This window comes from Halobacillus karajensis (assembly GCF_900108515.1).
Lineage (GTDB): Bacteria > Bacillota > Bacilli > Bacillales > Halobacillaceae > Halobacillus > Halobacillus karajensis.
This window is the reverse complement of sequence record NZ_FNWW01000002.1, coordinates 1-24,189: the sequence shown is the minus strand read 5'-3', so window position 1 is coordinate 24,189 and position 24,189 is coordinate 1. Positions and strand designations below refer to the sequence as shown.

Annotated in this window: 22 protein-coding genes and 1 other annotated feature; of the genes, 4 read left to right on the top strand and 18 right to left on the bottom strand. The window is 41.0% G+C overall.

What is annotated here, in order from left to right:
* Positions 1 to 152: 152 nt before the first annotated feature.
* The 3 genes from sdhB to BLW54_RS05075 all read right to left on the bottom strand — a co-directional run bounded on the left by sdhB (position 153) and on the right by BLW54_RS05075 (position 3,366).
* Positions 153 to 917, bottom strand: coding sequence for a succinate dehydrogenase iron-sulfur subunit (gene sdhB / locus BLW54_RS05085; RefSeq protein WP_035509514.1), 765 nt, complete (start codon positions 915 to 917; stop codon positions 153 to 155).
* Positions 918 to 931: 14 nt separating this feature from the next.
* On the bottom strand, positions 932 to 2,683 hold the full coding sequence (sdhA, locus tag BLW54_RS05080) for a succinate dehydrogenase flavoprotein subunit (RefSeq protein ID WP_074733403.1): 1,752 nt from the start codon (positions 2,681 to 2,683) through the stop codon (positions 932 to 934).
* A 62-nt stretch (positions 2,684 to 2,745) separates the two neighbouring features.
* Positions 2,746 to 3,366 (bottom strand): succinate dehydrogenase cytochrome b558 subunit, encoded by a 621-nt coding sequence (locus BLW54_RS05075; RefSeq protein ID WP_035509519.1) that lies wholly within the window; start codon positions 3,364 to 3,366, stop codon positions 2,746 to 2,748.
* A 281-nt stretch (positions 3,367 to 3,647) separates the two neighbouring features.
* Here BLW54_RS05075 and BLW54_RS05070 point away from each other — a divergent pair, with 281 nt between their 5' ends.
* On the top strand, positions 3,648 to 4,091 hold the full coding sequence (locus tag BLW54_RS05070) for a YslB family protein (RefSeq protein ID WP_035509522.1): 444 nt from the start codon (positions 3,648 to 3,650) through the stop codon (positions 4,089 to 4,091).
* A 172-nt stretch (positions 4,092 to 4,263) separates the two neighbouring features.
* Here the strand turns inward: BLW54_RS05070 and uvrC are convergent, their stop codons facing one another.
* The 12 genes from uvrC to zapA form a co-directional block, all read right to left on the bottom strand.
* The gene (gene uvrC, locus BLW54_RS05065) at positions 4,264 to 6,060 is read right to left on the bottom strand and encodes an excinuclease ABC subunit UvrC (RefSeq protein WP_035509525.1); all 1,797 of its coding nucleotides are present in this window, start codon (positions 6,058 to 6,060) and stop codon (positions 4,264 to 4,266) included.
* 221 nt (positions 6,061 to 6,281) lie between these two features.
* Positions 6,282 to 6,620, bottom strand: a complete 339-nt coding sequence (trxA, locus tag BLW54_RS05060; protein WP_316245373.1) for a thioredoxin — start codon at positions 6,618 to 6,620, stop codon at positions 6,282 to 6,284.
* Between the two features lie 109 nt (positions 6,621 to 6,729).
* Entirely contained in the window at positions 6,730 to 7,710 is a 981-nt protein-coding gene (locus tag BLW54_RS05055; protein WP_035509530.1) for an electron transfer flavoprotein subunit alpha/FixB family protein, read from the bottom strand.
* Between the two features lie 26 nt (positions 7,711 to 7,736).
* Positions 7,737 to 8,510 (bottom strand): electron transfer flavoprotein subunit beta/FixA family protein, encoded by a 774-nt coding sequence (locus BLW54_RS05050; protein ID WP_035509532.1) that lies wholly within the window; start codon positions 8,508 to 8,510, stop codon positions 7,737 to 7,739.
* 16 nt (positions 8,511 to 8,526) lie between these two features.
* A complete protein-coding gene (locus BLW54_RS05045) occupies positions 8,527 to 9,300 on the bottom strand; it encodes an enoyl-CoA hydratase (RefSeq protein ID WP_035509534.1) in 774 nt (257 codons plus the stop codon).
* Between the two features lie 17 nt (positions 9,301 to 9,317).
* Positions 9,318 to 9,905, bottom strand: coding sequence for a fatty acid metabolism transcriptional regulator FadR (gene fadR, locus BLW54_RS05040; protein WP_035509535.1), 588 nt, complete (start codon positions 9,903 to 9,905; stop codon positions 9,318 to 9,320).
* A gap of 102 nt (positions 9,906 to 10,007) precedes the next feature.
* On the bottom strand, positions 10,008 to 11,711 hold the full coding sequence (locus BLW54_RS05035) for a long-chain-fatty-acid--CoA ligase (protein ID WP_035509537.1): 1,704 nt from the start codon (positions 11,709 to 11,711) through the stop codon (positions 10,008 to 10,010).
* Positions 11,712 to 12,069: 358 nt separating this feature from the next.
* Positions 12,070 to 12,477: a DUF350 domain-containing protein gene (locus BLW54_RS05030; RefSeq protein WP_035509538.1), complete on the bottom strand. Its 408-nt coding sequence runs from the start codon at positions 12,475 to 12,477 to the stop codon at positions 12,070 to 12,072.
* A 24-nt stretch (positions 12,478 to 12,501) separates the two neighbouring features.
* Entirely contained in the window at positions 12,502 to 14,847 is a 2,346-nt protein-coding gene (locus BLW54_RS05025; RefSeq protein WP_074733402.1) for an endonuclease MutS2, read from the bottom strand.
* A gap of 15 nt (positions 14,848 to 14,862) precedes the next feature.
* The gene (gene polX / locus BLW54_RS05020) at positions 14,863 to 16,587 is read right to left on the bottom strand and encodes a DNA polymerase/3'-5' exonuclease PolX (RefSeq protein WP_074733401.1); all 1,725 of its coding nucleotides are present in this window, start codon (positions 16,585 to 16,587) and stop codon (positions 14,863 to 14,865) included.
* 107 nt (positions 16,588 to 16,694) lie between these two features.
* Positions 16,695 to 17,237: a CvpA family protein gene (locus BLW54_RS05015; protein WP_035509545.1), complete on the bottom strand. Its 543-nt coding sequence runs from the start codon at positions 17,235 to 17,237 to the stop codon at positions 16,695 to 16,697.
* Positions 17,230 to 17,523, bottom strand: a complete 294-nt coding sequence (zapA, locus tag BLW54_RS05010) for a cell division protein ZapA (protein WP_035509547.1) — start codon at positions 17,521 to 17,523, stop codon at positions 17,230 to 17,232. Before zapA ends, BLW54_RS05015 begins: the two co-directional genes overlap by 8 nt.
* Positions 17,524 to 17,671: 148 nt before the next feature.
* Between zapA and rnhC the strand changes: the two genes are divergently transcribed.
* Positions 17,672 to 18,604, top strand: coding sequence for a ribonuclease HIII (rnhC, locus tag BLW54_RS05005; RefSeq protein ID WP_035509830.1), 933 nt, complete (start codon positions 17,672 to 17,674; stop codon positions 18,602 to 18,604).
* Positions 18,605 to 18,771: 167 nt separating this feature from the next.
* On the opposite strand, the gene pheT is transcribed toward rnhC, so the two are convergent.
* The 3 genes from pheT to BLW54_RS04990 all read right to left on the bottom strand — a co-directional run bounded on the left by pheT (position 18,772) and on the right by BLW54_RS04990 (position 23,373).
* Complete coding sequence (gene pheT, locus BLW54_RS05000) at positions 18,772 to 21,198, bottom strand: phenylalanine--tRNA ligase subunit beta (RefSeq protein WP_074733400.1); 2,427 nt, start codon at positions 21,196 to 21,198, stop codon at positions 18,772 to 18,774.
* A gap of 17 nt (positions 21,199 to 21,215) precedes the next feature.
* Positions 21,216 to 22,250, bottom strand: a complete 1,035-nt coding sequence (pheS, locus tag BLW54_RS04995; RefSeq protein ID WP_074733399.1) for a phenylalanine--tRNA ligase subunit alpha — start codon at positions 22,248 to 22,250, stop codon at positions 21,216 to 21,218.
* A 118-nt stretch (positions 22,251 to 22,368) separates the two neighbouring features.
* Positions 22,369 to 22,586: a binding site (T-box leader), on the bottom strand.
* Between the two features lie 52 nt (positions 22,587 to 22,638).
* Positions 22,639 to 23,373, bottom strand: a complete 735-nt coding sequence (locus BLW54_RS04990) for a TrmH family RNA methyltransferase (RefSeq protein ID WP_035509554.1) — start codon at positions 23,371 to 23,373, stop codon at positions 22,639 to 22,641.
* Positions 23,374 to 23,491: 118 nt separating this feature from the next.
* Here BLW54_RS04990 and sspI point away from each other — a divergent pair, with 118 nt between their 5' ends.
* The gene (gene sspI, locus BLW54_RS04985; RefSeq protein ID WP_035509556.1) at positions 23,492 to 23,707 is read left to right on the top strand and encodes a small acid-soluble spore protein SspI; all 216 of its coding nucleotides are present in this window, start codon (positions 23,492 to 23,494) and stop codon (positions 23,705 to 23,707) included.
* 176 nt (positions 23,708 to 23,883) lie between these two features.
* Positions 23,884 to 24,189, top strand: a 306-nt coding sequence (locus BLW54_RS04980; RefSeq protein WP_139254121.1) for a transposase, incomplete at its 3' end; no start/stop codon positions are given.

The window sequence follows — 24,189 nt, the reverse complement described above, 5'->3', positions numbered from 1 at the left end:
CCCTGGTTGATGATAAAAGATTCTATATTTAAAACCCTCTCAAAAAAATTAAACCGCTATTCAAGACAAGGAAGTTTCATGAAAAGATTGAAAGGTTAACGTTAAAAACTAAAAAAGCCACCATTCTAAAAAGAATGGTGGCTTTTGGAAGATTATACGCGCTGATCGCTTCCGAAAAAGCTTTTGAATGATTCAATTGCCGTATCACGGTTAAGAGCAGCAATGGATGTAGTAAGCGGTATCCCTTTCGGACATGATTGAACACAGTTTTGAGCATTCCCGCATCCCATAAGACCTTCTTCATCCATGATTGTCTGTAGACGTTCACTTTTGTTCATCTCACCGGTCGGATGAGAGTTAAAAAGACGAACTTGGGACAATGGTGCCGGTCCAATGAAGTCAGATTTACTGTTAACATTTGGACAAGCCTCTAAGCATACCCCACATGTCATACACTTAGACAACTCATAGGCCCACTGCCGTTTACTTTCAGGCATTTTAGGTCCAGGTCCAAGGTCATAAGTCCCATCAATTGGGATCCATGCCTTAACCTTCTTCAGGGAATCAAACATCCGGCTGCGATCGACAGCAAGGTCACGGTTGACTGGAAAAGTCGTCATCGGAGCCAGCCGAATTGGCTGTTCTAATTGGTCAACAAGAGCTGTACAAGATTGGCGTGGTGTGCCGTTGATAACCATGGAACATGCGCCACACACTTCTTCTAAACAACCCATATCCCAATACACAGGAGTTGTCGGTTTGCCATCAGCATTGACAGGATTACGACGAATTTCCATAAGCGCAGAAATGACATTCATATTTTCACGATATGGAATCTCAAACTTTTCTTCATATGATGGCTCATCCGGATGATCCTGACGAGTGATAATCAACGTGATTGTTTTATTTTCGCTCATGATCGTTACCTCCTTTATTTACTTTTCGAGTAGTCACGTTTACGAGGCTCGATTAAGGATGTATCAACTTCGTCATAACGGAAAACAGGCTTATTGTTTTCTTTGTCATAACTAGCCACAGTTGTCTTCAACCACTCTTCATCATTACGTTCTGGAAACTCTGGCTTGAAATGAGCGCCACGGCTTTCATTACGATTATAAGCCCCTTGAGTAATGACACGTGCGAGTTGAAGCATGTTCCAAAGTTGGCGCGTAAACATAGCTCCCTGATTGCTCCACCGGGATGTATCGTTTATATTGATACGCTTGTATCTATCCATCAACTCTACGATTTTCTCATCGGTTTTAAGAAGATTTTCATTTTCACGCACAACAGTAACATTATCTGTCATCCATTCTCCGAGCTCTTTATGAATTTGATAGGCATTCTCGTCTCCATCCATATTCATAATCTCGTCAAATTTAGCTTTTTCTTCTTTTACTTTCTCGTCAAATAGTTTGGACGTCATATCTTCAGAGAGTTCATCTAAGCCATCGATGTATTTGACAGCATTCGGTCCTGCAACCATTCCTCCATAAATAGAGGAAAGAAGGGAATTGGCACCAAGTCTGTTTCCTCCATGTTGAGTATAATCACATTCTCCTGCCGCAAAGATACCAGGAATATTCGTCATCTGGTCGTAATCGACCCACATGCCACCCATGGAATAGTGGACCGCAGGGAAAATCTTCATCGGTACCTTACGTGGGTCCTCTCCGACAAATTTTTCATAGATTTCAATAATACCACCAAGTTTGACATCAAGTTCTTTAGGATCTTTATGAGAAAGATCGAGGTATACCATGTTTTCACCATTGATCCCCAGCTTCTGGTTTACACACACGTCAAAAATTTCACGTGTGGCAATATCACGTGGGACAAGGTTTCCGTAGGCCGGGTATTTTTCTTCTAGGAAATACCACGGTTCCCCGTCTTTATATGTCCAGACACGACCACCTTCACCACGAGCAGATTCACTCATGAGGCGTAATTTATCGTCTCCCGGGATTGCCGTTGGGTGGATTTGTATAAATTCCCCATTCGCATAATCGACCCCTTGCTGATAAAGAGCACCAGCGGCTGATCCAGTGTTGATTACAGAGTTTGTTGATTTACCGAAAATGATTCCAGGTCCACCAGTAGCCATAATAACAGCATCTGCCGGAAACGCCTTAATTTCATGATCACTGAGGTTTTGACCAATAATGCCTCGTCCAACACCTTTTTCATCAACAATGGCGGAGAGGAACTCCCAGTTTTCATATTTTGTAACAAGGCCATTAACTTCATGGCGGCGTACCTGCTCATCTAAGGCATACAGAAGCTGTTGGCCTGTAGTTGCACCTGCAAAGGCAGTCCGGTGGTGTTGAGTTCCCCCGAAACGACGGAAATCAAGCAACCCTTCCGGTGTACGGTTAAACATCACACCCATCCTGTCCAATAGGTGGATGATTCCTGGCGCTGCCTCACACATTGCTTTAACTGGAGGTTGGTTCGCCAAGAAGTCTCCTCCATAAACTGTATCATCAAAGTGTTCCCACGGGGAATCTCCTTCCCCTTTCGTATTAACTGCCCCGTTTATACCGCCTTGGGCACATACGGAGTGAGAACGCTTAACAGGAACAATGGAAAGCAGATCCACGTGAACCCCTTGTTCGGCTGCCTTAATTGTTGCCATTAGGCCGGCTAAACCACCACCGACAACAACAATATTACGATTTGTCATGATTGAAGCTCACTCCCTTGAATACTAAAAATCTATCGTTTCTTTACTATAAATTTCATTGATTATATGCCATATGCGAACTGAATTAGTGTACGGACACCGACATAAGAAATCGCAAGGAAAATAATAATGCTTGCATAGGTCATAATTTTCTGTGAGCGAGGGGATACTGTAATTCCCCAGCTTACAAAGAACGACCATAGTCCATTAGAGAAGTGGAAAGTCGTTGAAATGACACCTACTATGTAGAACCAGAAAAAGAACGGCTCAGTAAGGATGCCTTCCATCAATTGATAGTTCAATTCCGCCCAGCCAAAACCAATGGCAATCCTAGTTTCCCATACATGCCAAGCAATGAATATGAGTGTAATGATACCAGTGATCCGTTGGAAGATGAACATCCAGTTTCTGAAATAACCGAAGTTTGATAAGTTACTCTTTGCTGTGAATGCGATATACACACCATAAATAGCATGAAACAACAGTGGCAAAAAGATGATAAAAGTCTCCAGTACATAGCGATATGGCAAGCTCTCCATAAAGTGAGCTGCTGTGTTAAATGCTTCTGGACCACGTGTTGCAAAGAAGTTCACAGTTAAGTGTTGGATCAAAAAGATCCCGATTGGAATAACTCCTAATAATGAATGTAATCTTCGGTTAACGTACCCGCGTGTTCCCGCCATATTTACCCCCCTCAAGATGATAACTTTAAGAATATGAACATTTTTCAGACAGTTAAGCGCTTTAATGAAGCGATAAAAATAATAGGAAAAGCCCCTCTTCCCTAGTACGTGTCTGACCAATGTACAATTTGTGACATGTTTATTGTACTTCTATCCCGTATTAGCGTCAAGAAAGCGCGTTTATAAATATCACAAAATTACACAATTATTTCCTTTCGGTAAAAAGAGTTAATTTATATTGCACCATTCTAAATTTCGAGTAATAATAAGGGAAGAAAGGAATGAGCGTATTGAAAGAATCTACTAAGCTAACAACAAGCAACATTTCATCGCTTGTAGGGACAGGCGCAGGCTTTGATCTGATGCGCTATTACACACTTCCTGACTTCTTAGGGAAGGATGCCCCCTACCTCCTTTATTATATGGGGAAAAACATGGCGAGACAGACGAGTATCAGTTCGATGGAAGAACTCTATGAATTTTTCCAGTACATGGGCTGGGGAGAGTTGCATCTCGTTAAAGAAAAAAGAAAAGAAATGATTTTTCAATTGAGCGGCCACATCATCCAAAAACGCCTTAATCAAAAACTTCTGGAGGTTGACTTCCGGCTTGAATGTGGTTTCTTAGCCGAAATTATCGGTCAAATCACTGAACATACATATGAATGCTTTGAAGAAAAGAACTCTAAAGAAAACCATGTTGAAATTAAAGCCCTTAAAGGTTGAAGAGCTACAGAACAATAATTCGGGTGCCCTGCCCCCGAGAATCTCAAGCAAAGAAGCGTCACATGATATCCATAATAAATGGGCCCCCTCGGGGAGAGATACTGATTACACTTGATGCAGCCTCTTCAAAACAGGGAACCAATAATCTCTTGTAATCAGAAAGAACCAGCTGTTACTCTTCAGCTGGTTCTTCTTCATTCTGATTTAAGTGAATGAGTATTGTATTAGCCACAGGCTCTGGGATACCAAGTTTTGTTATATCACTCATTTCTGCATTTTTTATATCTGATACAGACTTAAAATGACGAAGCAAAAGCCTTCTCCTTTTTTGCCCAACCCCCGGGATGTTGTCAAGCTCCGATTGAATGGCTCCCTTGCCGCGAAGTTGACGATGAAAAGATATGGCAAATCTATGAACTTCATCCTGAACTCTTTGAACAAGATAAAATTCTTGGGATTTACGGTCAAGATCTATCGGTCCAGGAGGGTCACCGTATAATAATTCGCTTGTCTTATGCTTATCATCTTTGGCTAAACCGCACAATGGAATATCCACACCAAGCTCATTTTCAAGAACATCCAACGCAGCCGTCATTTGACCTTTTCCTCCGTCAACGACTATTAGGTCCGGGAGAGGGAGATCTTCTTTTAAAACTCTTTTGTATCTTCGTCTAATGACTTCCCTCATCGTTTCGTAATCATCAGGTCCTTCAACATCTCGGACCTTATACTTACGATATTCCTTCTTTTGAGGTTTGCCATCAATAAAAACGACCATAGCTGAAACAGGATCGGCCCCTTGAATATTAGAGTTATCAAATGCCTCTATGCGGTGTGGTGTCTCAATATGAAGATGATCTCCCAATGCTTCCACTGCTTTAATTGTCCGCTCTTCATCACGCTCTATAAGGGCAAACTTTTCTTCCAGAGATATTTTTGCATTTTTCATTGCAAGTTCCACTAATTCCTTTTTACGTCCTCTCATCGGTATAAGGACCTTTGTATCCAGTGCCCCCCCTAAAACTTCTACATCCGTAGCCACCGGCACCAGGACCTGTTTAGGGTAAGGGTGGTTTTGATGAAGGTAAAACCGGCCTATATAACTGATAAAGGTCTCCTCCGGATCATCAAAAAATGGGAAAAGTGCAACATCTCGTTCTATAAGCTTTCCCTGGCGCACAAAGAAAACTTGTACACACATCCAACCTTTATCATATGAATAACCAAATACATCCCTGTCCACTTGATCCTTCATCGACATCTTTTGCTGTTCCATAACAGATTCAATATGTTCGATTTGATCTCTTAATTCCTTTGCTCGTTCAAAATCCAATTCTTCGGATGCTTCAAGCATACGTTTTTTTAAATCTTTCTTGATTTCCGTATGCCCACCATTTAAAAATGACGTGATATTCTGCACTATCTCTTCATTGGTTTGTTTGCTAACTTTAAATTCACAAGGACCAAGACATTGGTGCATGTGATAATAAAGACAGACGCGGTCCGGCATAGTATTGCATTTTCTTAATGGATACAAGCGATCCAAAAGCTTTTTGGTTTCCCTTGCCGCCATAACGTTTGGGTATGGGCCAAAATATTTTCCTTTATCCTTTTTTACATTTCTTGTAACGATTAGCCGGGGATGCCGCTCTGCTGTCACTTTCAAATAAGGATAGGTCTTGTCATCTTTTAATAAGACATTATATTTGGGATCATATTTTTTTATTAGGTTCATTTCCAATATTAGAGCTTCGATTTCAGAAGTCGTAACAATATATTCAAAATCCACAATTTCACGGACAAGACGTTGCGTCTTTCCATCATGAGCCCCTGTAAAATAGGAACGCACTCTATTTTTCAGCACTTTGGATTTTCCTACATAAATAACCGTGCCATTTTTGTCTTTCATCAAATAACAACCGGGTTGATCCGGCAGTACTGCCAGTTTCTCTTTAATTTTTGAGTTCATGTGATTTCACTCCATTACTCTGAGAAGATTATATATTGAAAATACCACAACGTTTGATAATGTATGCAGGTGGAAGACATCGATAAACTTAAGCAGCACCTCGAGTTGTACATGCAAGAAGCTGCTTAAGGTCTCGAATCTCCCTTTATACCTAAATCCATGAATAGATAAGATTATAAAAGCCGCGCTGCATGGCAACGCGGCTTTTTGTGAATTTGGCATTAGGAATGCTTTTGAATCAATTCAGCTAGAGCTTCTTTTGGTTGGAAACCGATAACTTGATCAACCACTTGACCATCTTTGAAAAGAAGAAGTGTCGGAATACTCATTACACCAAATTTACCAGCTGTTTCTTGGTTTTCGTCTACATCCAACTTAACGATTTTCACTTGGTCACTCATTTCCGCATCCAATTCTTCTAGTACGGGTGCAATCATTTTACAAGGTCCACACCATGGTGCCCAAAAGTCAGCTAGAACAAGACCCTGATTTGTTTCTTCTGTAAAGTTCTGATCAGTTGCTTTTACAATTGCCATTCTATAATTCCTCCTCGACCTAATAGTCTTTTAAGAGTATATCACTATCTATTTTTAGTGACTAACAATTTGTTTATACCTTATTTAAACATGTAATAAAGCCGAAGCCAAATATTTGGCTTCGGCTTTTAAATCAGGCATTAACTTTCATCTGTTTAATTTCTTCCATTAATTTAGGAACAACATCAAATAAATCTCCGACAATTCCATAATCGGCTACATTGAAGATATTAGCCTCTGGATCTTTGTTAATGGCAACAATGACCTTAGAATTAGACATACCCGCTAAATGTTGAATAGCTCCTGAGATTCCACAGGCAATATATAAATCCGGTGTTACCACTTTACCGGTTTGACCAATCTGGAGAGAATAATCACAATATCCAGCATCACAGGCTCCGCGGGAAGCACCAACCGTGCCACCCAGGACGCTCGCAAGTTCTTCAAGTGGTTCAAAACCTTCTGAGCTTTTCACACCACGACCGCCTGCAACAATTACTTTTGCTTCAGAAAGGTCGACGCCATCAGAAGATTTGCGAAGCACATCTTTAATGATGGTACGAATATTTGAAATTTCCACTTCCTTTTCTGAAATGTTCCCAGCCAACGAGTCATCTCGAGTAAAAGCTGGGATGTTGTTAGGGCGGATGGTGGCGAAAACCAGTCCGTCTGTAATTTCTTTCTTCTCAAATGCCTTCCCGGAATAAATGGGTCTTGTGAAAACAACCCTCCCGCTATCAGCAACTACCTCAGTGGCGTCAGAAATCAATCCGGATTCTAACTTACTCGCAAGTTTTGGAGTCAAATCTTTTCCTATGGCTGTATGGCCCATGATGATCCCTTCAGGAGATTCATCTTCAATCACTCGATAAACAGCCTGGCCATAACCGTCAGATGTATACGTTTTCAAATCCGGGTTTGAAATAGTAATGACACGTGAGGCGCCATAATAAACCATTTCCTGTCCCATTTCATTTAAGTCGCCATCCCCGCAAAGAACTCCAACAACCTCTCCTCCGTCACTCACAATATTTGCAGCTGCAATTGCTTCAAATGTGACATTACGAAGAGATCCTTCTCTAGCTTCCCCAATCACCAAAACCTTTTTACTCATAAAAGATTCTCCTTTCCCTTATCTATTTACAGTACTTTCGCTTCTGTTTTCAGCAATGATACGAGTTCCTTCACTTGATCATCCACTTCGCCCTCAAGCACTTTACCAGCTTCTTTTTCAGGTGGAAGGAAAATTTCAGTTGTTTTTGTCTTCGGTTCTACCTCATCTTCATCGAGATCTAGGTCATCGATTTCCAATTCATCGAGCGGTTTCTTTTTCGCTTTCATGATCCCAGGTAACGATGGATATCTCGGCTCGTTTAGTCCCTGCTGACAAGTTACGAGCAATGGCAGTGATGTTTCAACTTTCTCGACATCCCCTTCCACATCTCGTTCTATATTCACGGTAGTTCCATCAACTTTAATGTCTGTAATGGTTGTTACACAAGCGATGTCTAATCGTTCTGCAAGACGAGGTCCTACTTGACCACTTGCCTCATCTATAGCGACATTCCCACCTAATATAATGTCAACTTCTTTATCTTCAAAGAAGGCTTCGAGAATTTTAACTGTTGTAAACTGATCCCCTTCTTCAAGGTCATCTTCCGTATTAATTAAGACAGCTTTATCCGCGCCCATGGCTAGAGCAGTTCTTAGCTGTTTCTCTGCCTCTTCTTCTCCAATGGTGACTACAGTTACTTCTCCACCGTGTTCATCACGAAGGTTAATCGCTTCTTCTACCGCGTATTCATCATAAGGGTTGATAATATATTCAGCGCCATCATCAGTAATAACTCCATTATTTACTGAGATTTTTTCCTCTGTGTCAAATGTTCTTTTAAGCAAAACATAGATATTCATGTGTATACCTCCTGGACTATTGATTTTTAAATTCTGGGTTTCTTTTTTCAATAAACGCCTGGATTCCTTCTTTAGCATCGGTATTTCCAAATACTTCTCCAAATGCATTCGCCTCTGCGTTAATGCCTGATTCAAATTGAGATGTATGAGCATATGGAATCAACTTCATCACGTGATGTATTGTAGGACCGCTCTTTTGAGCGATTGCAGACGCTAACTTCTCAGCCTGGGCAAAGAGCTCTTCATTGGAAAAACTCTGATTAGCAAGCCCTATCTGAACGGCTTCCTTACCAGTGATTGGAACTCCTGAGAGAATCATTTCATAAGCACGTGCTGTTCCCACATAGCGAGGTAGTCTTTGAGTTCCTGCAAACCCAGGAATTATACCCAGGTTCAGTTCAGGGAGACCCAACTTAGCGTCTTCCGCTACATAACGAATATGACAGGACATCGCAAGTTCAAGTCCACCTCCAAGTGCAGCGCCATGTATCGCGGCAATAACCGGTACATGGAAGTTTTCAATTCTATTGAACAACTGCTGTCCTTTAGAGGCTAAGGCCTTGTAATCCTCTTCTCCTTGTAAAGACGTAAATTCTTTAATATCAGCGCCCGCTGAGAAAAATCGGCCTTCCCCTTTTAAAAGAACGGCCTTAATCGCTGCATCCTTTTCAATCTTATCTAATTGGTCCGATAAGTCTTGAAGAATCGTACTTGATAAAGCATTAGCAGGCGGACTCTGAATCGTAATTTCAACTACATTTCCTTTTAGCTGTGAAGTTAAAGTTGACAACATGACCTCTCCTCTCGTTACACATTTCTGGCTAATCCATTCACAATCAAGCTATGGACTTCTTTTGCCTGGTCTTCTATGTTATAACGCTGTTCTTTCATCACCCAGTTAGTCACCGTCTCATCCATCGTTCCAAAAATCATTTGACGCACAAGACGGCGATCTAGGTTCTTACGGAACAGCTCCTCTTCCACACCTTCGTCAACGATTTGGTCAATAATGTTTAAATAGCGTTTTAATACAAAATTAATTTTCTGTCTCAACTCTTTATTTGATTGGCGCAATTCCAGCTGTGTCACAATCGCTAAATGATGATCAGCTGAAAGCTGTTTAAAATGCGTTTGTATCAATGTCAATAACTTTTGTTCAGCCGTCTGTTTAGCGGTTGTTTCTTGTTCAATTTTTTCTATGAACTGCCCCATTTTTTCCTGAAACAATGAGACAAGGATATCTTCCTTATTCTTGAAATAAAGGTAGATGGTTCCATCAGCCACTCCAGCCTTTTTAGCAATCTTAGAAACCTGTGAGGAGTGGTAGCCATTTTCAGCAATAACTTCAACGGCTGCATCGATGATTTGTTTAAATTTCGGTTTGTTTTTCTTCATTGTTATGTCCCCTTGTTGTTACATACTGAAAATGAATGAATCATCATTCATATATTATTCTACAATCAAGGGAATATTCTGTCAACTTTCTTTTTAAAGAGTTTACTGCATACTTTCAGATTCCTCATATTTCCGCCTTTCTTCTTCAATTAAATTTCTTCTGAGAATTTTACCCACAGCTGTTTTCGGCAGTTCTTTTCGGAATTCATATAACCTCGGAACTTTATACGCTGCTATATTCTTTCGACAATATTCATTTAACTCCTCTTCCGTAATTTCACTTCCCTGTTTCTTCACAATGAAAGCCTTGACTGTTTCACCTCGATAGGGATCCGGCACCCCAACCACCACAGCTTCTTGAATTTCAGAATGTTCATATAGCACTTCTTCTACTTCTCGTGGGTAAATGTTATATCCTCCCGCAATAATCATATCTTTTTTCCGATCCACAATATAAAAATAACCGGCATCATCCATATAACCCATATCACCTGTATGGAACCAGCCATCTTCACTTAATACTTGAGCTGTTTCCTCATGTCTGTTCCAATAGCCTCTCATCACTTGGGGGCCTTTGATAACTATTTCTCCAATCTCCCCGTTTTCCGCTTCTTCCTTTGTATCCATTTTAAATATTTTTGCATCAGTATCAGGCCAAGGTATACCAATACTTCCGCTCATACGCTGACCCCAGACTAAATTAGAGTGAGTGACCGGTGATGTTTCAGTAAGCCCATATCCTTCTACCAAACGCCCACCAGTGACCGCTTCAAATCGTTCTTGCACTTCTACAGGTAGCGGAGCAGAGCCACTAATGCATGCTTCTATAGAAGATAAATCATACTTCATCAAATCAGGATGATTTAATAAGCCGATATAAATCGTTGGGGCACCTGGGAACAGGGTCGGTCGTTGTTTTTCAATTATTTTTAATACATCCTCCGGCTCAAATTTAGGCATAAGAATCATTTTGTTCCCCATCATTACAGACAAGTTCATCACGGATGTCATCCCATATACATGAAAAAATGGCAGGATAGCAAGAACCGTTTCTTCCCCATCTTTACACTTATACAACCATTTCTTCGACATTTGAGTATTTACGATTAAATTGAAATGGGTAAGCATAACCCCTTTTGGAAAACCAGTAGTGCCGCCTGTATATTGTAATAGGGCTAAATCTTCTTTAGGATATATAGATACTTCCTTAACATCTCCGCTCGCTTTTTTCAACATATGCGTCCATAAATGTGTGTCTGTCGATTGTTCAGGCTTGACGAGTACTTGATATTGACGTTTCTGAATGAAAGGGTAGATTTTATTTTTAGGGAATGGCAGATAATCTTTAATACCTGTTACGATGATATGTTCAAGGGAGGTTTCAGGTTTAATATTGGCAGCCTTAGGATAAAGGATATCCAGGCAAATAATCATCTTGGCACCTGAGTCTTTCAATTGATACTCTAATTCCCTTTCCATATATAAAGGATTTGTTTGAACGACAATCCCTCCTGCCATGAGCACACCATAATAAGAAACGACTGATTGAGGGCAGTTTGGCAGCATGACAGAAACTCTATCTCCTTTTTCCAAACCAAGATCCTGGAGGTAACTAGCTAAGGCTTTCGCCTGTGTATACACTTCTTTGAAAGTCATCTCTTTCCCCATAAAATAAAGCGCTTTCTTTTCACCATAAACTTCAGCACTAGTCTTTAAGTAATTATGGAGTGGGCGCTCTTCATAATCAATGGTAACAGGGACTTCTGGTGGATACAGCTTGTGCCAAGGACGTTGAAAATCACTCATTTGACAGACCTCCCTAATTATTGTCTTCTCTCCTATTATAACGACTAAAGGATTACATTCAAATTATAATTTGAAAAATTGGAAATATTTCGCGCAAAACTGCTGTAAGACACTTCCTCCTCACTATGAATAGTTCTCCTTTTTTACACCTGTGTTCCCTGATACTTATTCAGAAGAAAGCATCCCAAAAGTATGGTTTGCAAATGAAAAAAAGCTCAGAGTTATTTCTCTGAACTTTTTTAAAGAGATCTACATATCTAAAAGAATCCTTAAATCATAAAAAATAAAACACCTATGATTAAAAAGGCTGCGGCCACGATCATTAGTATTTTCGCTAATGTTTCCACACACTCTCTCCTTAAATAATATTAGCTCCTATCACATATGAAAGTCCGATAGAAATTACAAGGGAAATGAATCCTACCGCCCTGTTATCGTTTGTAATTTCCTCATCAATTTTGAAGGATGGGGTTAAGAATTCAAAAATAAAGTAACCACAAAGGAGGAGGAGGAATCCATACACTCCCCACCCCATCGTTTGTGTAAGTGAATCATTATGTTCTATGGAGAACCGGAAGATGTTCGCAATTCCAAAAAGCTTTCCTCCCGTAGCCATCGCTACAGCCATATTTCCTTTTTTTATTTCCTGCCAATTATTATAAGACGTCACAATTTCAAAAATGGCCATGAACAAGACAAGGCACAAGACCACAACGCTGTAGCGGGCAGCGGTTTCTATTAACGTATTTTCCCAAAAACTACTCATAACTCCTCCCCCTTTTTCATTGAATTAACGAAGTTCCAGAACCGTTACCCCGCTTCCCCCTTCGTTCATTCCTCCAGCACGATGACTGGAGATACTTCGATGGTTCTTAGCGAAATTCTGGACCGCTGTACGAAGAGCTCCAGTTCCTTTTCCATGAATGATAGATACACGAGGGTACCCTGCTAATAAAGCATCATCAACATACTTCTCCAATCGATTTAACGCCTCCTCATACCTTTCACCACGTAAGTCGAGCTCAGTCTTTACGTGGAAATTTTTACCTTTCACAGTGGCCATGGGTTTTTCTTTATATGGCTGTTTCGCCTTAACGAATTCCAGCTCTTTTCGTTTCGCTTTTACTTTCATGACCCCGACTTGTACTTGATATTCATTTTTACCGGTTTGTTCAACAATCGTGCCCTGCTGATTCAAGGTCAGCAGCTTCACTTCATCCCCAGGATTAAGTTCTTTTGTTTCTTTTTTAGGAGCTGGGGTTTTCTTTGGTTTCTTTTGGACAAGCTCAGGTTGTGCTTCCTCAAACATCTTGCGGGCTTCGATCCACTCATGCTCTTTCATTTGTGCCTGAGATTTCATATTTCTAATCTCACCCACAATTGTTTCAGCCTCTTCTTTTGCCTGCCGTATAGCTTTTTCTGCTTTTTGTTCTGCTTTTTCATACAACTTCTCACGTTGGTTTTCAAATTGGTCCCATTTCTGTTTTAGCTCATTTCGCAACTCTTCAGCTTCAGCAAGGAGACGTTCAGCTTCCTCGTAATCCTGTTCAGCTCCCCGCTTGGATTCTTCTAATGATGCGATCATATTCTCAACACTTTGAGAGTCGACACCTATATGACTTTTCGCAGATTCAATGACCCCTTCGTTTAAACCAAGGCGCCTTGAAATTTCAAAAGCGTTACTGCGTCCGGGTACTCCGATTAACAACCTATAGGTTGGTTTTAAAGTATGAATATCAAACTCTACAGAAGCATTAATGACATCCGGTCGGTTATAGCCGTAGGCTTTCAGTTCTGGATAGTGAGTTGTAGCAATGACACGTGCTTTACGATTGACGACTTCATCAAGTATAGACATCGCAAGTGCTGCCCCTTCCTGAGGATCCGTGCCTGCTCCAAGTTCATCGAACAGGACAAGGGACTGCCCATCCACTTTATCTAATATATCCACAATATTCGTCATGTGGGAGGAGAAGGTTGATAAACTCTGTTCAATGGACTGTTCATCTCCTATATCAGCATAGACTTCATCAAAGACAGCCATTTCACATCCATCAAGAGCAGGAACCTGGAGTCCTGATTGAGCCATAAGCGTACATAAGCCGACTAATTTCAAAGTGACTGTCTTACCACCTGTATTTGGACCTGTTATGACGATGGAAGTATAATCTGTTCCTATTTCAATATCATTTGGAACTACCTCATCCACAGGGATTAACGGATGTCTTGCTTGTTTCATTTTAATACGTCCTTCATCATTCATAGCCGGCATGGCTGCTTTCATTTGCTTACCTAACTTCGCCCTGGCAAACATAAAATCAATGTTCCCTAACACATTCACATTTTCATATAATGGTTCATTGTTTTCAGCTATCGAATCTGATAGCTCCTTCAGGATTTTTTCAATTTCATTCTTTTCTTGAACTCTTGCTTCCTGCAACTGATTATTCAAATCAACAACTGTCTGTGGTTCAATAAAAAGAGTGGCCCCTGAGGAGGACTGGTCATGAACAATCCCACCAATTGATCCCCTATACTCCTGCTTTACAGGGAGTACATAACGCTCATTCCTAATTGTAACAATCGCATCGGAGAGCATTTTTGTCTTCGATTTTGTGAAGGAGTCCATTTTATCTCTAACACGACTTTCATAGGTTCTGATTTTAGAACGGATAGATCGGAGTTTTTCGGAAGCTCCATCCATCACTCCCCCATGGTCATCAATACAATTTCTAATTTCAGTTTCCACTTCCTTGAGTGGATGTATGTGGGAGACCATATCTCTTAAAATAGGCATTTCCGGTTCTTCCATATCCTCTATGAATCGTTTTAACTGCCTGCCTCCATATATCGTACTGGCTACATCCAGGCATTCCAGAGCGCTGAGTGTGCCTCCTATTGTTGTCCGCTTCAAGCTGGACTTAATATCAAAAATCCCTCCAAGAGGGACGTGACCTTTCAAACGAAGCACTTGACCTGCTTCATCCGTTTCTTTTTGCCATTGGCGGATTTCCTCCAAGTCAGAGGAAGGCTTTAATGAAGATGTTTTTTCTTTCCCCAAAGATGATGCTGCATGCTCATTTAATTGTTCGGTAATTTTTTTGAATTCTAGTACATGAAGGATGCGCTGATTCATGTGTAACCGTCTCCTTTATTGCTCCATACGGATATTGAATTTATCCATCAACTGTTGTTTCGTCCATGTGTTAATGACTGTTTCTCTTCTCAGCCATCCTTTTCGTGCTGCTCCGACTCCAATTCTCATATGATCTAACATAGGGTAGCTATGTGCATCAGTATTAATAGCAATTTGAACGCCTTGCTCTTGTGCTTCCATCAACCATTCCCAGCTTAGGTCAAGACGATTGGGGTTCGCATTTAGTTCAAGAATGGTCCCCGTCCTTTTCGCCCCTTCAATCAATGCCTCAAGATCCACATCGTACCCTTTACGCCGCCCAATTAATCGGCCAGTTGGATGGGCAATCATGTTTACATGTGGGTTTTCAAGAGCGGTGGTTAATCGCTTCATTATTTTTTCCTCTGCCTGGTTAAAACTTGAATGTATCGATGCAATAACAAAGTCCATTTCCTCTAAAAATTCATCATCAAAATCCAATGTTCCATCTGGAAGGATGTCCATTTCAACGCCTGCAAAAATGTGAAAATCATCAATTTCGGCATTGACTTTATTAATCTCTTCTCTTTGCAAACGCAGACGTTTCTCATTCAACCCATTCGCTACACGCAAATATTTAGAGTGGTCTGTGATCGCAATGTACTCATATCCTTTTTCTTTTGCTCTCTCTGCCATTTCTCTGATCGATTGGGCCCCATCACTCCAAGTCGAGTGCATGTGAAGATCCCCGCGAATATCTTGCTCTTCTACGAGTTCTATTGGCTCTTTGAACTTTTCTACTTCCCCTTGATTTTCACGTGCTTCAGGGGGTATAAAATGCAGACCGAAATGTTTGAAAAACTCCTCTTCCGATTCAAACGTATACATTTCACCTGTATCTATATTTTCTATGCCATACTCACTAATTTTTTCATTATTTTTCTTTGCCAACTGCCTCATCGCCACATTATGGTCCTTGGAACCTGTAAAATGATGGAGTGTCGTAGCAAATTCTTCTGGAGCTACAATACGAAAATCAATACCAATATCGTACCCTTCATTTACAACAATAGAAACTTTCGTCTCTCCAGATGCAATGATATCTTTTATATCTGGATAGGCAAGCAATTCGTCTCTTGTCAAGCCCGGATTGTCTGAAGCAATAATAAAGTCTAAATCCTTAATGGTCTCCCGCATTCTTCTCAAACTTCCTGCCCTTGAATAACGCTTGAGGGTCGTTGCTTTTTGAAGAAATGATTCGATTTTCTCTGCCAGTGGAAGCATAAGAGAAATAGGGAGACGTTCCGGTCGTGAGTCTGCCTCTTCCAATGCTTTCAAGATTTTTTCTGCTGATTTCTTCCCAAATCCCTCGAGCTCCTCAACTTTCCCAGATTCTAAGGAGTCCTTTAATGACTCGGCATCTGTCACTTCTAACTGTTGGTACAGTTTAGCTAATTTTTTTCCGCCAAGGCCTGGAAGATCCAGTAATGGCACCAGACCAGCGGGAACTTCAGCCTGCAATTGCTTTAAGGTATCGGATTCTTCATTTTCTAAGTATTCATCAATCACAGTAGCTGTCCCTTTGCCAATCCCCTTCATCTTAGTGAAATCATCAATTTCATTAAGGGATCGATCATCGCGTTCAAGTGCCTGAGCTGCCTTTCGATAAGCAGAGATTTTAAAAGGATTCTCCCCTTTTAATTCTAAATAGACCGCTATTTTCTCTAATAATTTGATTACTTGTTTTTTATCAACCGTCACTTCGCATCTACTCCTTCTTACCTATCAAAATTTCCAGAAGATGAAAAAAGAGCCGCCATGATCATAATCATAGCGGCTCCATCTGCATCTTCATCCTAACTCCTTGCTCAGCCGCCTACATGCTCAATCCACAGTGTTTTCAATTGTTCTGAAAATACTGGAGTATGTTCAATGATCAGCTGTGCAAGAATCGACCCATCCAAAGCACTTTGCACTCCCGCAAGAGGCACAAGCGCCGCTATGTACAGCACTACGAATAAGATGACATAGTTTTCAATAAAGCCTAAAATTCCACCTAACAATGTATTTAAAGAATGGAGGATTGGAAGTTCCGAAACAAAATCCAGCATGGACGCAATAATATGGAGGATAATTTTAGCTCCAAAGAATATGATGGCAAAAGCTATAGCATTATAAAAAGCTTGTTCTAAAGGTAAATTCTCTAAAAAGACCGCCCAGGAGGAATCCTGGGGCAATTCAGGATAAGGTACCCACAGCGTTAGCTTCGGAGATAAATCGTCATAATAGATGACGGCAAGCACAAAAGCTATTATAAAACCAATTAAATGGAAAAGCTGAAGGATAAAACCTCTTTTTAGTCCTGTCATTACACCTATAAACAAAATAAACAACAATAATAAATCAATCATGATTCCCTCTGTCCTCTTTTTCTTTCTTCTCGATATAATTCATAAGTTCTGTACATTCTTCTTTCAATTTTATATATTCATTCATAGTATTCACAGCGGTCAAAACGGCGAGCTTTGCTGTATCCAGACTAGGGTTTGCTTCATGAATCTCACGCATCTTCTGATCCACTAGACTAGATACCATACGGATATGATGGGGCTCTTCATGACCAACTATAGTGTAAGACCGTTTATTGATCTCCACTGTAATTCTTTTTTTCTCTTGGTCTGACTGCGACACATTCATACCCCCTAGTTTCTCTCAATCCTAAACTTTATATTAACACGAAGGTTGACAAATAGGAAACCAATATGGATGTTTTTCGCAAATGTTCTCTTTTGTCATCCAGTTTGCTATACTGTTCCTATCATTTTTAGACAGAAAGGAATCCAATATGCCTCAAGTTGTTTTAAAATTACCCAGTCCTACTATAGCGAAGATGAAAACTTATTATGCCGCTCAACAAAAAGCAACTCCCCCAGCGAGCGCCCTTTTTGCTGCAAAAACGAACAATTGTACAATCACTGCCTACAGATCAGGAAAAGTCCTCTTTCAAGGGCAGAAACCAGAAGTAGAAGCAGAAAAGTGGGGAAAGTCTTCATCAGATTCTCCTCAGAAGAAAAATTCTGGCAAACGTCATGCTTATTATCCTGATGATACATTATTCACAAGCTCTCATATAGGGTCTGATGAAGCTGGGACAGGAGATTACTTTGGTCCGATTACGGTTGCAGCTGCTTTTGTTACGAAAGAACAAATCCCGCAGTTAAAAGCTATCGGTATCAAAGACTCGAAAAACCTTTCCGATGCGCAAATCACCAACCTCGCCAAAGATATTGTAGCCATGAAGATTCCATACAGCCTTCTCCGTCTGCCCAATAAAAAATATAACCAATGGCAGAGAAAGGGATGGAGTCAAGGAAAGATAAAAACTCTTCTTCACCATCAGGCTTTAAATCGCCTGCTTAAAAAAATCGCCCCTGAAAAGCCCGAGGGCCTTTTGATTGACCAATTCTCGGAACCACACGTATATCAGAAACACCTGCAAAGTGAAAATCAACAACTTCAAGAACATGTTTACTTTATGACAAAAGCTGAAAGTTATTCCATCGCTGTGGCTACAGCATCCATTATCGCACGGTCTTCTTTTGTAAAAGCTATGGACCAAATAGAATTCGATACAGGACTTCCGATACCAAAAGGGGCTTCCGGCAAAGTCGACCGTGCCGCAGCAGCTATTTTAGAAGCATATGGGGAACCAAAACTAGAAGAAATAGCAAAAGTCCACTTTGCCAACACTCAAAAAGCAAAAAAACTTGTCAATTAGAAAGCCTATGCTTTTGAAAACGTGAGAGGTTACCTTTTAAGGTTACCTCTTTTTTCAGATTGAATATCGATAAAAAACAAAAAAGACGGCTGAGAAACTCTCTAAGTCCTGAAAAAGCTCAGAGTTTTATTTAACTCTGAGCTTTTTTCTTCCTTCATATTTAGTTATCAGCCTCGAAGTTCAGCTTGATGTTTTTCTTTAACTGCATTTAATATACGGTTGTGCGCTTCTTCTACTTCTTGATCTTTAAGCGTACGTACTGGATCCAAGTAAAGCAAACGGAAGGCCAGTGATTTTTTCCCCTTATCCAAGTGTTCACCTTGATAAAGATCGAAGACTTGCACATCTTTCACAAGTGGATCTCCGGCATCAGCAATCGTCTTTTCAATAGTTCCAGAGGTCACTTCCTCATCTACAACGAGAGCGATGTCCCTGGAAACGGAAGGATGTCGCGGAATAGCTTGGAACTTTTCTTCTTTCTGATACTTTTTAAACAATACTTCTAAATTAATATCAAAAACATATGTTTCTTTCAGTCCAAGCTGTTTCTGAAGCTTAGGGTGAACCTGTCCAATGAAGCCAACTGTTTCATCGTCAACCGACACAACGGCTGTACGACCCGGATGCATGTAATCAAGCTTAGCTTTTTCATAACCGAAAGATAGATCCAGCTGTTGGCTGAGGCCTTCCAAAATGCCTTTTGCAACGAAGAAGTCTATCGGCTTTTTCTCTTGTTGCCAAGGATGGGTTACCCATTCTCCTGTTAAAGCCCCTGATGCACGAAGGACTTCTTCCGGTTGTTTTGTTACTTGTTCTTCTTCACTGATAAAGACCGTTCCCACTTCATAATAGGCCAGGTTCTCTTGTTTTCGGGCAACATTATACGATAACGAGGATAACAATTCAGGAAGCATGCTTAGACGAAGTGTCCCATGATCTTCACTCATTGGCATCGCCAACGAAACAGGACTAACCGCTTTTTCTGCCACCTCAGGGCTTACAAGCATCTGAGCTTTATCTTCACTTGTAAGAGAGTACGTAATGGTTTCATAAAGGCCAGCACCTTCAAAGTAACTCTTCACTTTGCGTTTCAACTCTTGGTTCTGTGTCAGACCTCCTGCTTGGGAAGCCCCCTCAGGCAGCGTATAAGGAAGGTTATCGTACCCATAGATCCGTGCAACTTCTTCAAGCATATCTTCAAAAATTGCAATATCTCCTCGACGCGTCGGAACGGAAACGTCGAATACATCACCTTCTTGTTCATAGGTGAATTGCAGCCGACGGAAAATATCTGACATATCTTCGTTAGAAATTTTTGTACCTAAACGGTCATTGATGGTGTTTATATTTACAGCCACCTGTTTTTCAGAACGATCCAGGTTATCATGAGAAACGACACCCTCTAGAACTGTTCCCCCAGCATATTTAGACAGAAGTTCACAAGCTCTAAGGCCTGCACGTTCCACCCGGTTTGGATCCACCCCTTTTTCAAAGCGGGTACTGGACTCACTGCGTAACCCATGATTCTTAGATGCTTCACGGACAACGGTAGGACTGAAATAAGCGGCCTCTAGGATAACCGTCGTTGTATCCGTTTGGACTTCTGATTCTGCACCACCCATGACACCTGCAATAGCATGAGCTTTCTCTCCATTCGTTATAACGAGGTGGTCAGCATTCAGCACACGTTCCTGATCATCCAGTGTTGTTATTTTCTCTCCATCTTTAGCTCGACGGGTCACTATGGTTTGGGAACCAAAACGGTCATAGTCGAAGGCATGTAATGGCTGTCCATATTCCATCAACACATAATTCGTAATATCTACTACATTGTTAATCGGGCGAATACCTGCAGCTGTTAGGCGATTCCGCATCCATAGCGGGGATGGTCCAACATGGATATTTTCAATAACAAAAGCCCCGTAATAAGGATTGGCTTCTTCATCGTCTACTACTACAGATAGGTAGTTTGAAGCTCTCTTATCAGAGGTTTGCACCATTTCCTCTGCCAACTCATACGTACCATCAATGGCTGCAGCTACCTCATAAGCAACTCCTGCCATACTAAGGGCGTCAGACCGGTTAGGTGTCAAGCCAAGCTCAATAATGATGTCATCAAGGTTTAGTAGAGAAACGGCATTTTCGCCTACTTTCACGTCTTCAGGGAAAACAAAGATCCCATCAGAAAACTCTTTTGGCACATCTTTTTCATCAATACCTAGTTCTTGTAAGGAACAAATCATTCCATTAGATTCTTCTCCGCGTAATTTCGTCTTCTTAATCTTGAAATTACCTGGAAGTACAGCCCCTGGTGTTGCAACTGCTACCTTTTGACCTTGAGCAACATTGTGAGCTCCACAAACGATTTGCAGAGTCTCTTTCCCTACCTCTACTTGACACAAATTTAATTTATCCGCATTCGGGTGCTGTTCGCAGGACCGGACGTAACCAACAACGACACCTTTTATTTCTTCTGCCACCGGTTCGACGCTTTCAACTTCAATCCCTGTTTTTGTAATAATTTCTGCCAGCTCTTCTGGTGTATATTCACTGACATCTACATATTCCTGCAACCAATTTAATGATACGAGCATTGTTCCATTCCTCCCTTTTAGGCCTTATGATATTGTTCTAAGAATCGAATATCGTTTGTGTAGAAGTGGCGGATATCGTCCACTCCATATTTCAACATGGCAATTCGTTCAGGTCCCATGCCAAATGCAAAACCGGAATACTCTTTCGGATCATAGCCAGCCATCTCCAAAACGTTTGGATGGACCATGCCGCCACCGAGAATCTCAATCCAACCTGTTTTTTTGCAGACAGAACATCCTGCTCCCCCACACACTTTACAGGAAATATCCATTTCTACTGACGGTTCTGTAAACGGGAAGAAGCTTGGGCGCAAGCGGATTTCTCGCTCTTCGCCAAACATTTGTTTCGCAAATGCATTCAGAACGCCTTTTAGATCACTCATTCGTACGTTTTTATCCACCAACAACCCCTCAATTTGTGTGAATTGGTGAGAGTGTGTCGCATCATCCGTATCACGACGATACACTTTTCCGGGACAAATCATTTTGACAGGTTCCTTCCCATTTCTCGTTCCCATCGTTCGTGCCTGTACAGGCGATGTATGTGTACGCATTAATAGCTCTTCTGTGATATAAAAGGAATCCTGCATATCCCGTGCCGGATGCCCTTTCGGTAAGTTCAGCGCTTCAAAGTTGTAATAATCAGTTTCGACTTCAGGCCCTTCTTTAATTTCAAAGCCCATACCGATAAAGAGGTCTTCTATTTCTTCCACAATACTTGTGAGTAAGTGAGGACCTCCTACTTGAACAGGTCGTCCTGGAAGTGTCACATCAATACTTTCTTCCTCCAGTTGTTTTTCTAACGCCTCGTCCTCCAATGTTGTTTGCTTCGTTTCAATAGCTTTAGCAATGCTCTCCCGAACATCATTCGCTAATTGACCAATAACCGGACGCTCTTCTTTAGATAATTTTCCCATTCCTCTGAGAACCTCTGTGATCGGGCCTTTTTTACCTAAGTACTCAACTCTGACATCTTTTAAGCCTTGAACAGAGTCAGCTTCTTCTACTTTCGTTAAAGCTTCCTGTTTCAGTTGCTCCAAACGTTCCTTCATGCTAGTTCCTCCTTTAAATTAGGCTTTGTTAGAATATCTCCTTGGTCTTGGATGAATTACCCCAGACTTCATCTTGATTTTTTAACACAGCCGAAAAATAAAAAAGCCCCCTCCCTAAGAAAGGGACGAGACTTGTATGGTCGTTTCGCGGTACCACCCTTGTTGACACATTTACATGTGCCCACTTCGATGAAATAACGGGTTAAAACCCGGACCTAATGGTCAGCTCCCGAGTGAAATTTCAATGAATGCCACGCTAGAAGCACTTACAGTCTCAGATGCTTCCTCCCTGTAAACGATTTACATGCATTTACTTAGCTCTTTCAACGCTTTTAAAGATTTTATTCAACTGAATATATTATAGTCAAAGAAGCCTATGGATGCAACCTCATCCCCTTAAATGGTACATTAAAACAGCACCCGCGATGCCTACATTCAATGATTCGGCCTGGCCATAAATTGGAATGTAAACACGCTTATCTGCTTTCTCCAATAACTTTTCCTTTATCCCCTGTCCTTCATTGCCAACAATCAAAGCAGCATTAGATGGAGACTCCAGTTGTTGGAATGGTACAGCATCTTGAAGTGCAGATGCCCAAATTTCAATTCCAGCTTCAATCGATTGCTGAACGAATTCATTCAAATCCCCTGTGCTTACTGGAATATGAAAGATAGAACCTTGAGTGGCTCTTATCACCTTGTCATTATATGCATCAACCGTCCCAGTCCCAAGAACCACTTGGTCAAATCCAGCAGCGTCAGCGGTGCGGATGAGCGTACCAACATTACCAGGATCTTGAACAGCATCAAGCATCAATGTTAATCGGGCTGGGTTGTACGTGTGATCTTTCTGCTTCACGACTGCCGCTATACCTTGTGGAGTTTCTGTTTCAGCTATTGCACGAAAGACAGTGTCACTTACTAAGACAGATGGCAATCCCTCAGGAATTGTGAAATCAGTTCCATCCCGAATAATTAACTCAATGATTTCCCAATCACTATTTAACACTTCTTCCACCAGGTGGAATCCTTCAACAATGAACATCCCCATTTGATTTCTATATTTACGTTTATGTAATTTCTTCCATTCCTTCACCTTTGCATTTTGTAAGGAAGTCAGCATATTATAGTCCCTCATTTGCGTGTTTATTTCTTATTCATCATACATAGCGACTGCATGGTTGGTCAAACTAAAGAAGAATAAATTGCGAAGCTTTGCAGAAAAGGAGGGTGGATGACTGATGAACTTAAACTTAAGAGCAGCAATTCTCTCTAACGTCAGTGGTCATAATGCCGAACAGTTAGAAGCAACAATTGATGACGCCTTGCAAAAGGGAGAAGAAAAAATGCTTCCAGGACTTGGTGTCTTCTTTGAAATGTTATGGAAAGAGTCCGATGAACAAGAAAGACAGGAAATCCTAGATACATTAGAACAAGGTCTCAAACAAAACCAATAATAAAAAGCCAACCTTTTAAAAGGTTGGCTCAGGCTGTCGAGAAAGTTCTCGACAGCCTTATTTTTTTGATTTTGGTCTCAATTTACCTTTTGTTGTTTGTTACCCTAAAGATAGAAATCCTTTTAGGCGGTGATGATTTGTTTCAATCAAGGAAAGATCGACAAAATGAGCTGGAAATGGTGACTATTGAAGAGCTTGTGCCTGAAGACCACTTACTTCGTAAGATTGATCAATACATAGATTTCTCCTTTATTCCTGAAAAAGTCCGTCCCTTCTATTCGGAAGATAACGGTCGTCCATCGTTGGACCCTCTGGTTTTATTTAAGATGATGTTTATCGGTTATATTTATGGCATTCGTTCTGAGCGTGAATTGGAACGGCAAATTCAAACGAATGTGGCTTATCGTTGGTTTTTAGGGGTGAACCTAACCGACAAAGTGCCTCATCATTCCACGATTAGTTGGAACCGCCGAACGCGTTTC

Bases quoted from the DNA above. Each gene is read 5' to 3' on its own strand.
- BLW54_RS05075 (WP_035509519.1), bottom strand. From the start codon at position 3,366: ATGGCGGGAACACGCGGGTACGTTAACCGAAGATTACATTCATTATTA.
- pheT (WP_074733400.1), bottom strand. From the start codon at position 21,198: ATGCTCGTATCATTAAATTGGTTGCAGGAATATGTAGATGTCAGTGAA.
- sdhB (WP_035509514.1), bottom strand. From the start codon at position 917: ATGAGCGAAAATAAAACAATCACGTTGATTATCACTCGTCAGGATCAT.
- BLW54_RS05035 (WP_035509537.1), bottom strand. From the start codon at position 11,711: ATGAGTGATTTTCAACGTCCTTGGCACAAGCTGTATCCACCAGAAGTC.
- BLW54_RS05055 (WP_035509530.1), bottom strand. From the start codon at position 7,710: ATGAGTAAAAAGGTTTTGGTGATTGGGGAAGCTAGAGAAGGATCTCTT.
- BLW54_RS04990 (WP_035509554.1), bottom strand. From the start codon at position 23,373: ATGCTGACTTCCTTACAAAATGCAAAGGTGAAGGAATGGAAGAAATTA.
- fadR (WP_035509535.1), bottom strand. From the start codon at position 9,905: ATGAAGAAAAACAAACCGAAATTTAAACAAATCATCGATGCAGCCGTT.
- pheS (WP_074733399.1), bottom strand. From the start codon at position 22,250: ATGAAGGAACGTTTGGAGCAACTGAAACAGGAAGCTTTAACGAAAGTA.
- BLW54_RS05015 (WP_035509545.1), bottom strand. From the start codon at position 17,237: ATGATTGATTTATTATTGTTGTTTATTTTGTTTATAGGTGTAATGACA.
- sdhA (WP_074733403.1), bottom strand. From the start codon at position 2,683: ATGACAAATCGTAATATTGTTGTTGTCGGTGGTGGTTTAGCCGGCCTA.
- rnhC (WP_035509830.1), top strand. From the start codon at position 17,672: ATGCCTCAAGTTGTTTTAAAATTACCCAGTCCTACTATAGCGAAGATG.
- BLW54_RS05050 (WP_035509532.1), bottom strand. From the start codon at position 8,510: ATGAATATCTATGTTTTGCTTAAAAGAACATTTGACACAGAGGAAAAA.
- BLW54_RS05070 (WP_035509522.1), top strand. From the start codon at position 3,648: ATGAGCGTATTGAAAGAATCTACTAAGCTAACAACAAGCAACATTTCA.
- BLW54_RS05025 (WP_074733402.1), bottom strand. From the start codon at position 14,847: ATGAATCAGCGCATCCTTCATGTACTAGAATTCAAAAAAATTACCGAA.
- sspI (WP_035509556.1), top strand. From the start codon at position 23,492: ATGAACTTAAACTTAAGAGCAGCAATTCTCTCTAACGTCAGTGGTCAT.
- BLW54_RS05030 (WP_035509538.1), bottom strand. From the start codon at position 12,477: ATGAGTAGTTTTTGGGAAAATACGTTAATAGAAACCGCTGCCCGCTAC.
- zapA (WP_035509547.1), bottom strand. From the start codon at position 17,523: ATGAATGTGTCGCAGTCAGACCAAGAGAAAAAAAGAATTACAGTGGAG.
- uvrC (WP_035509525.1), bottom strand. From the start codon at position 6,060: ATGAACTCAAAAATTAAAGAGAAACTGGCAGTACTGCCGGATCAACCC.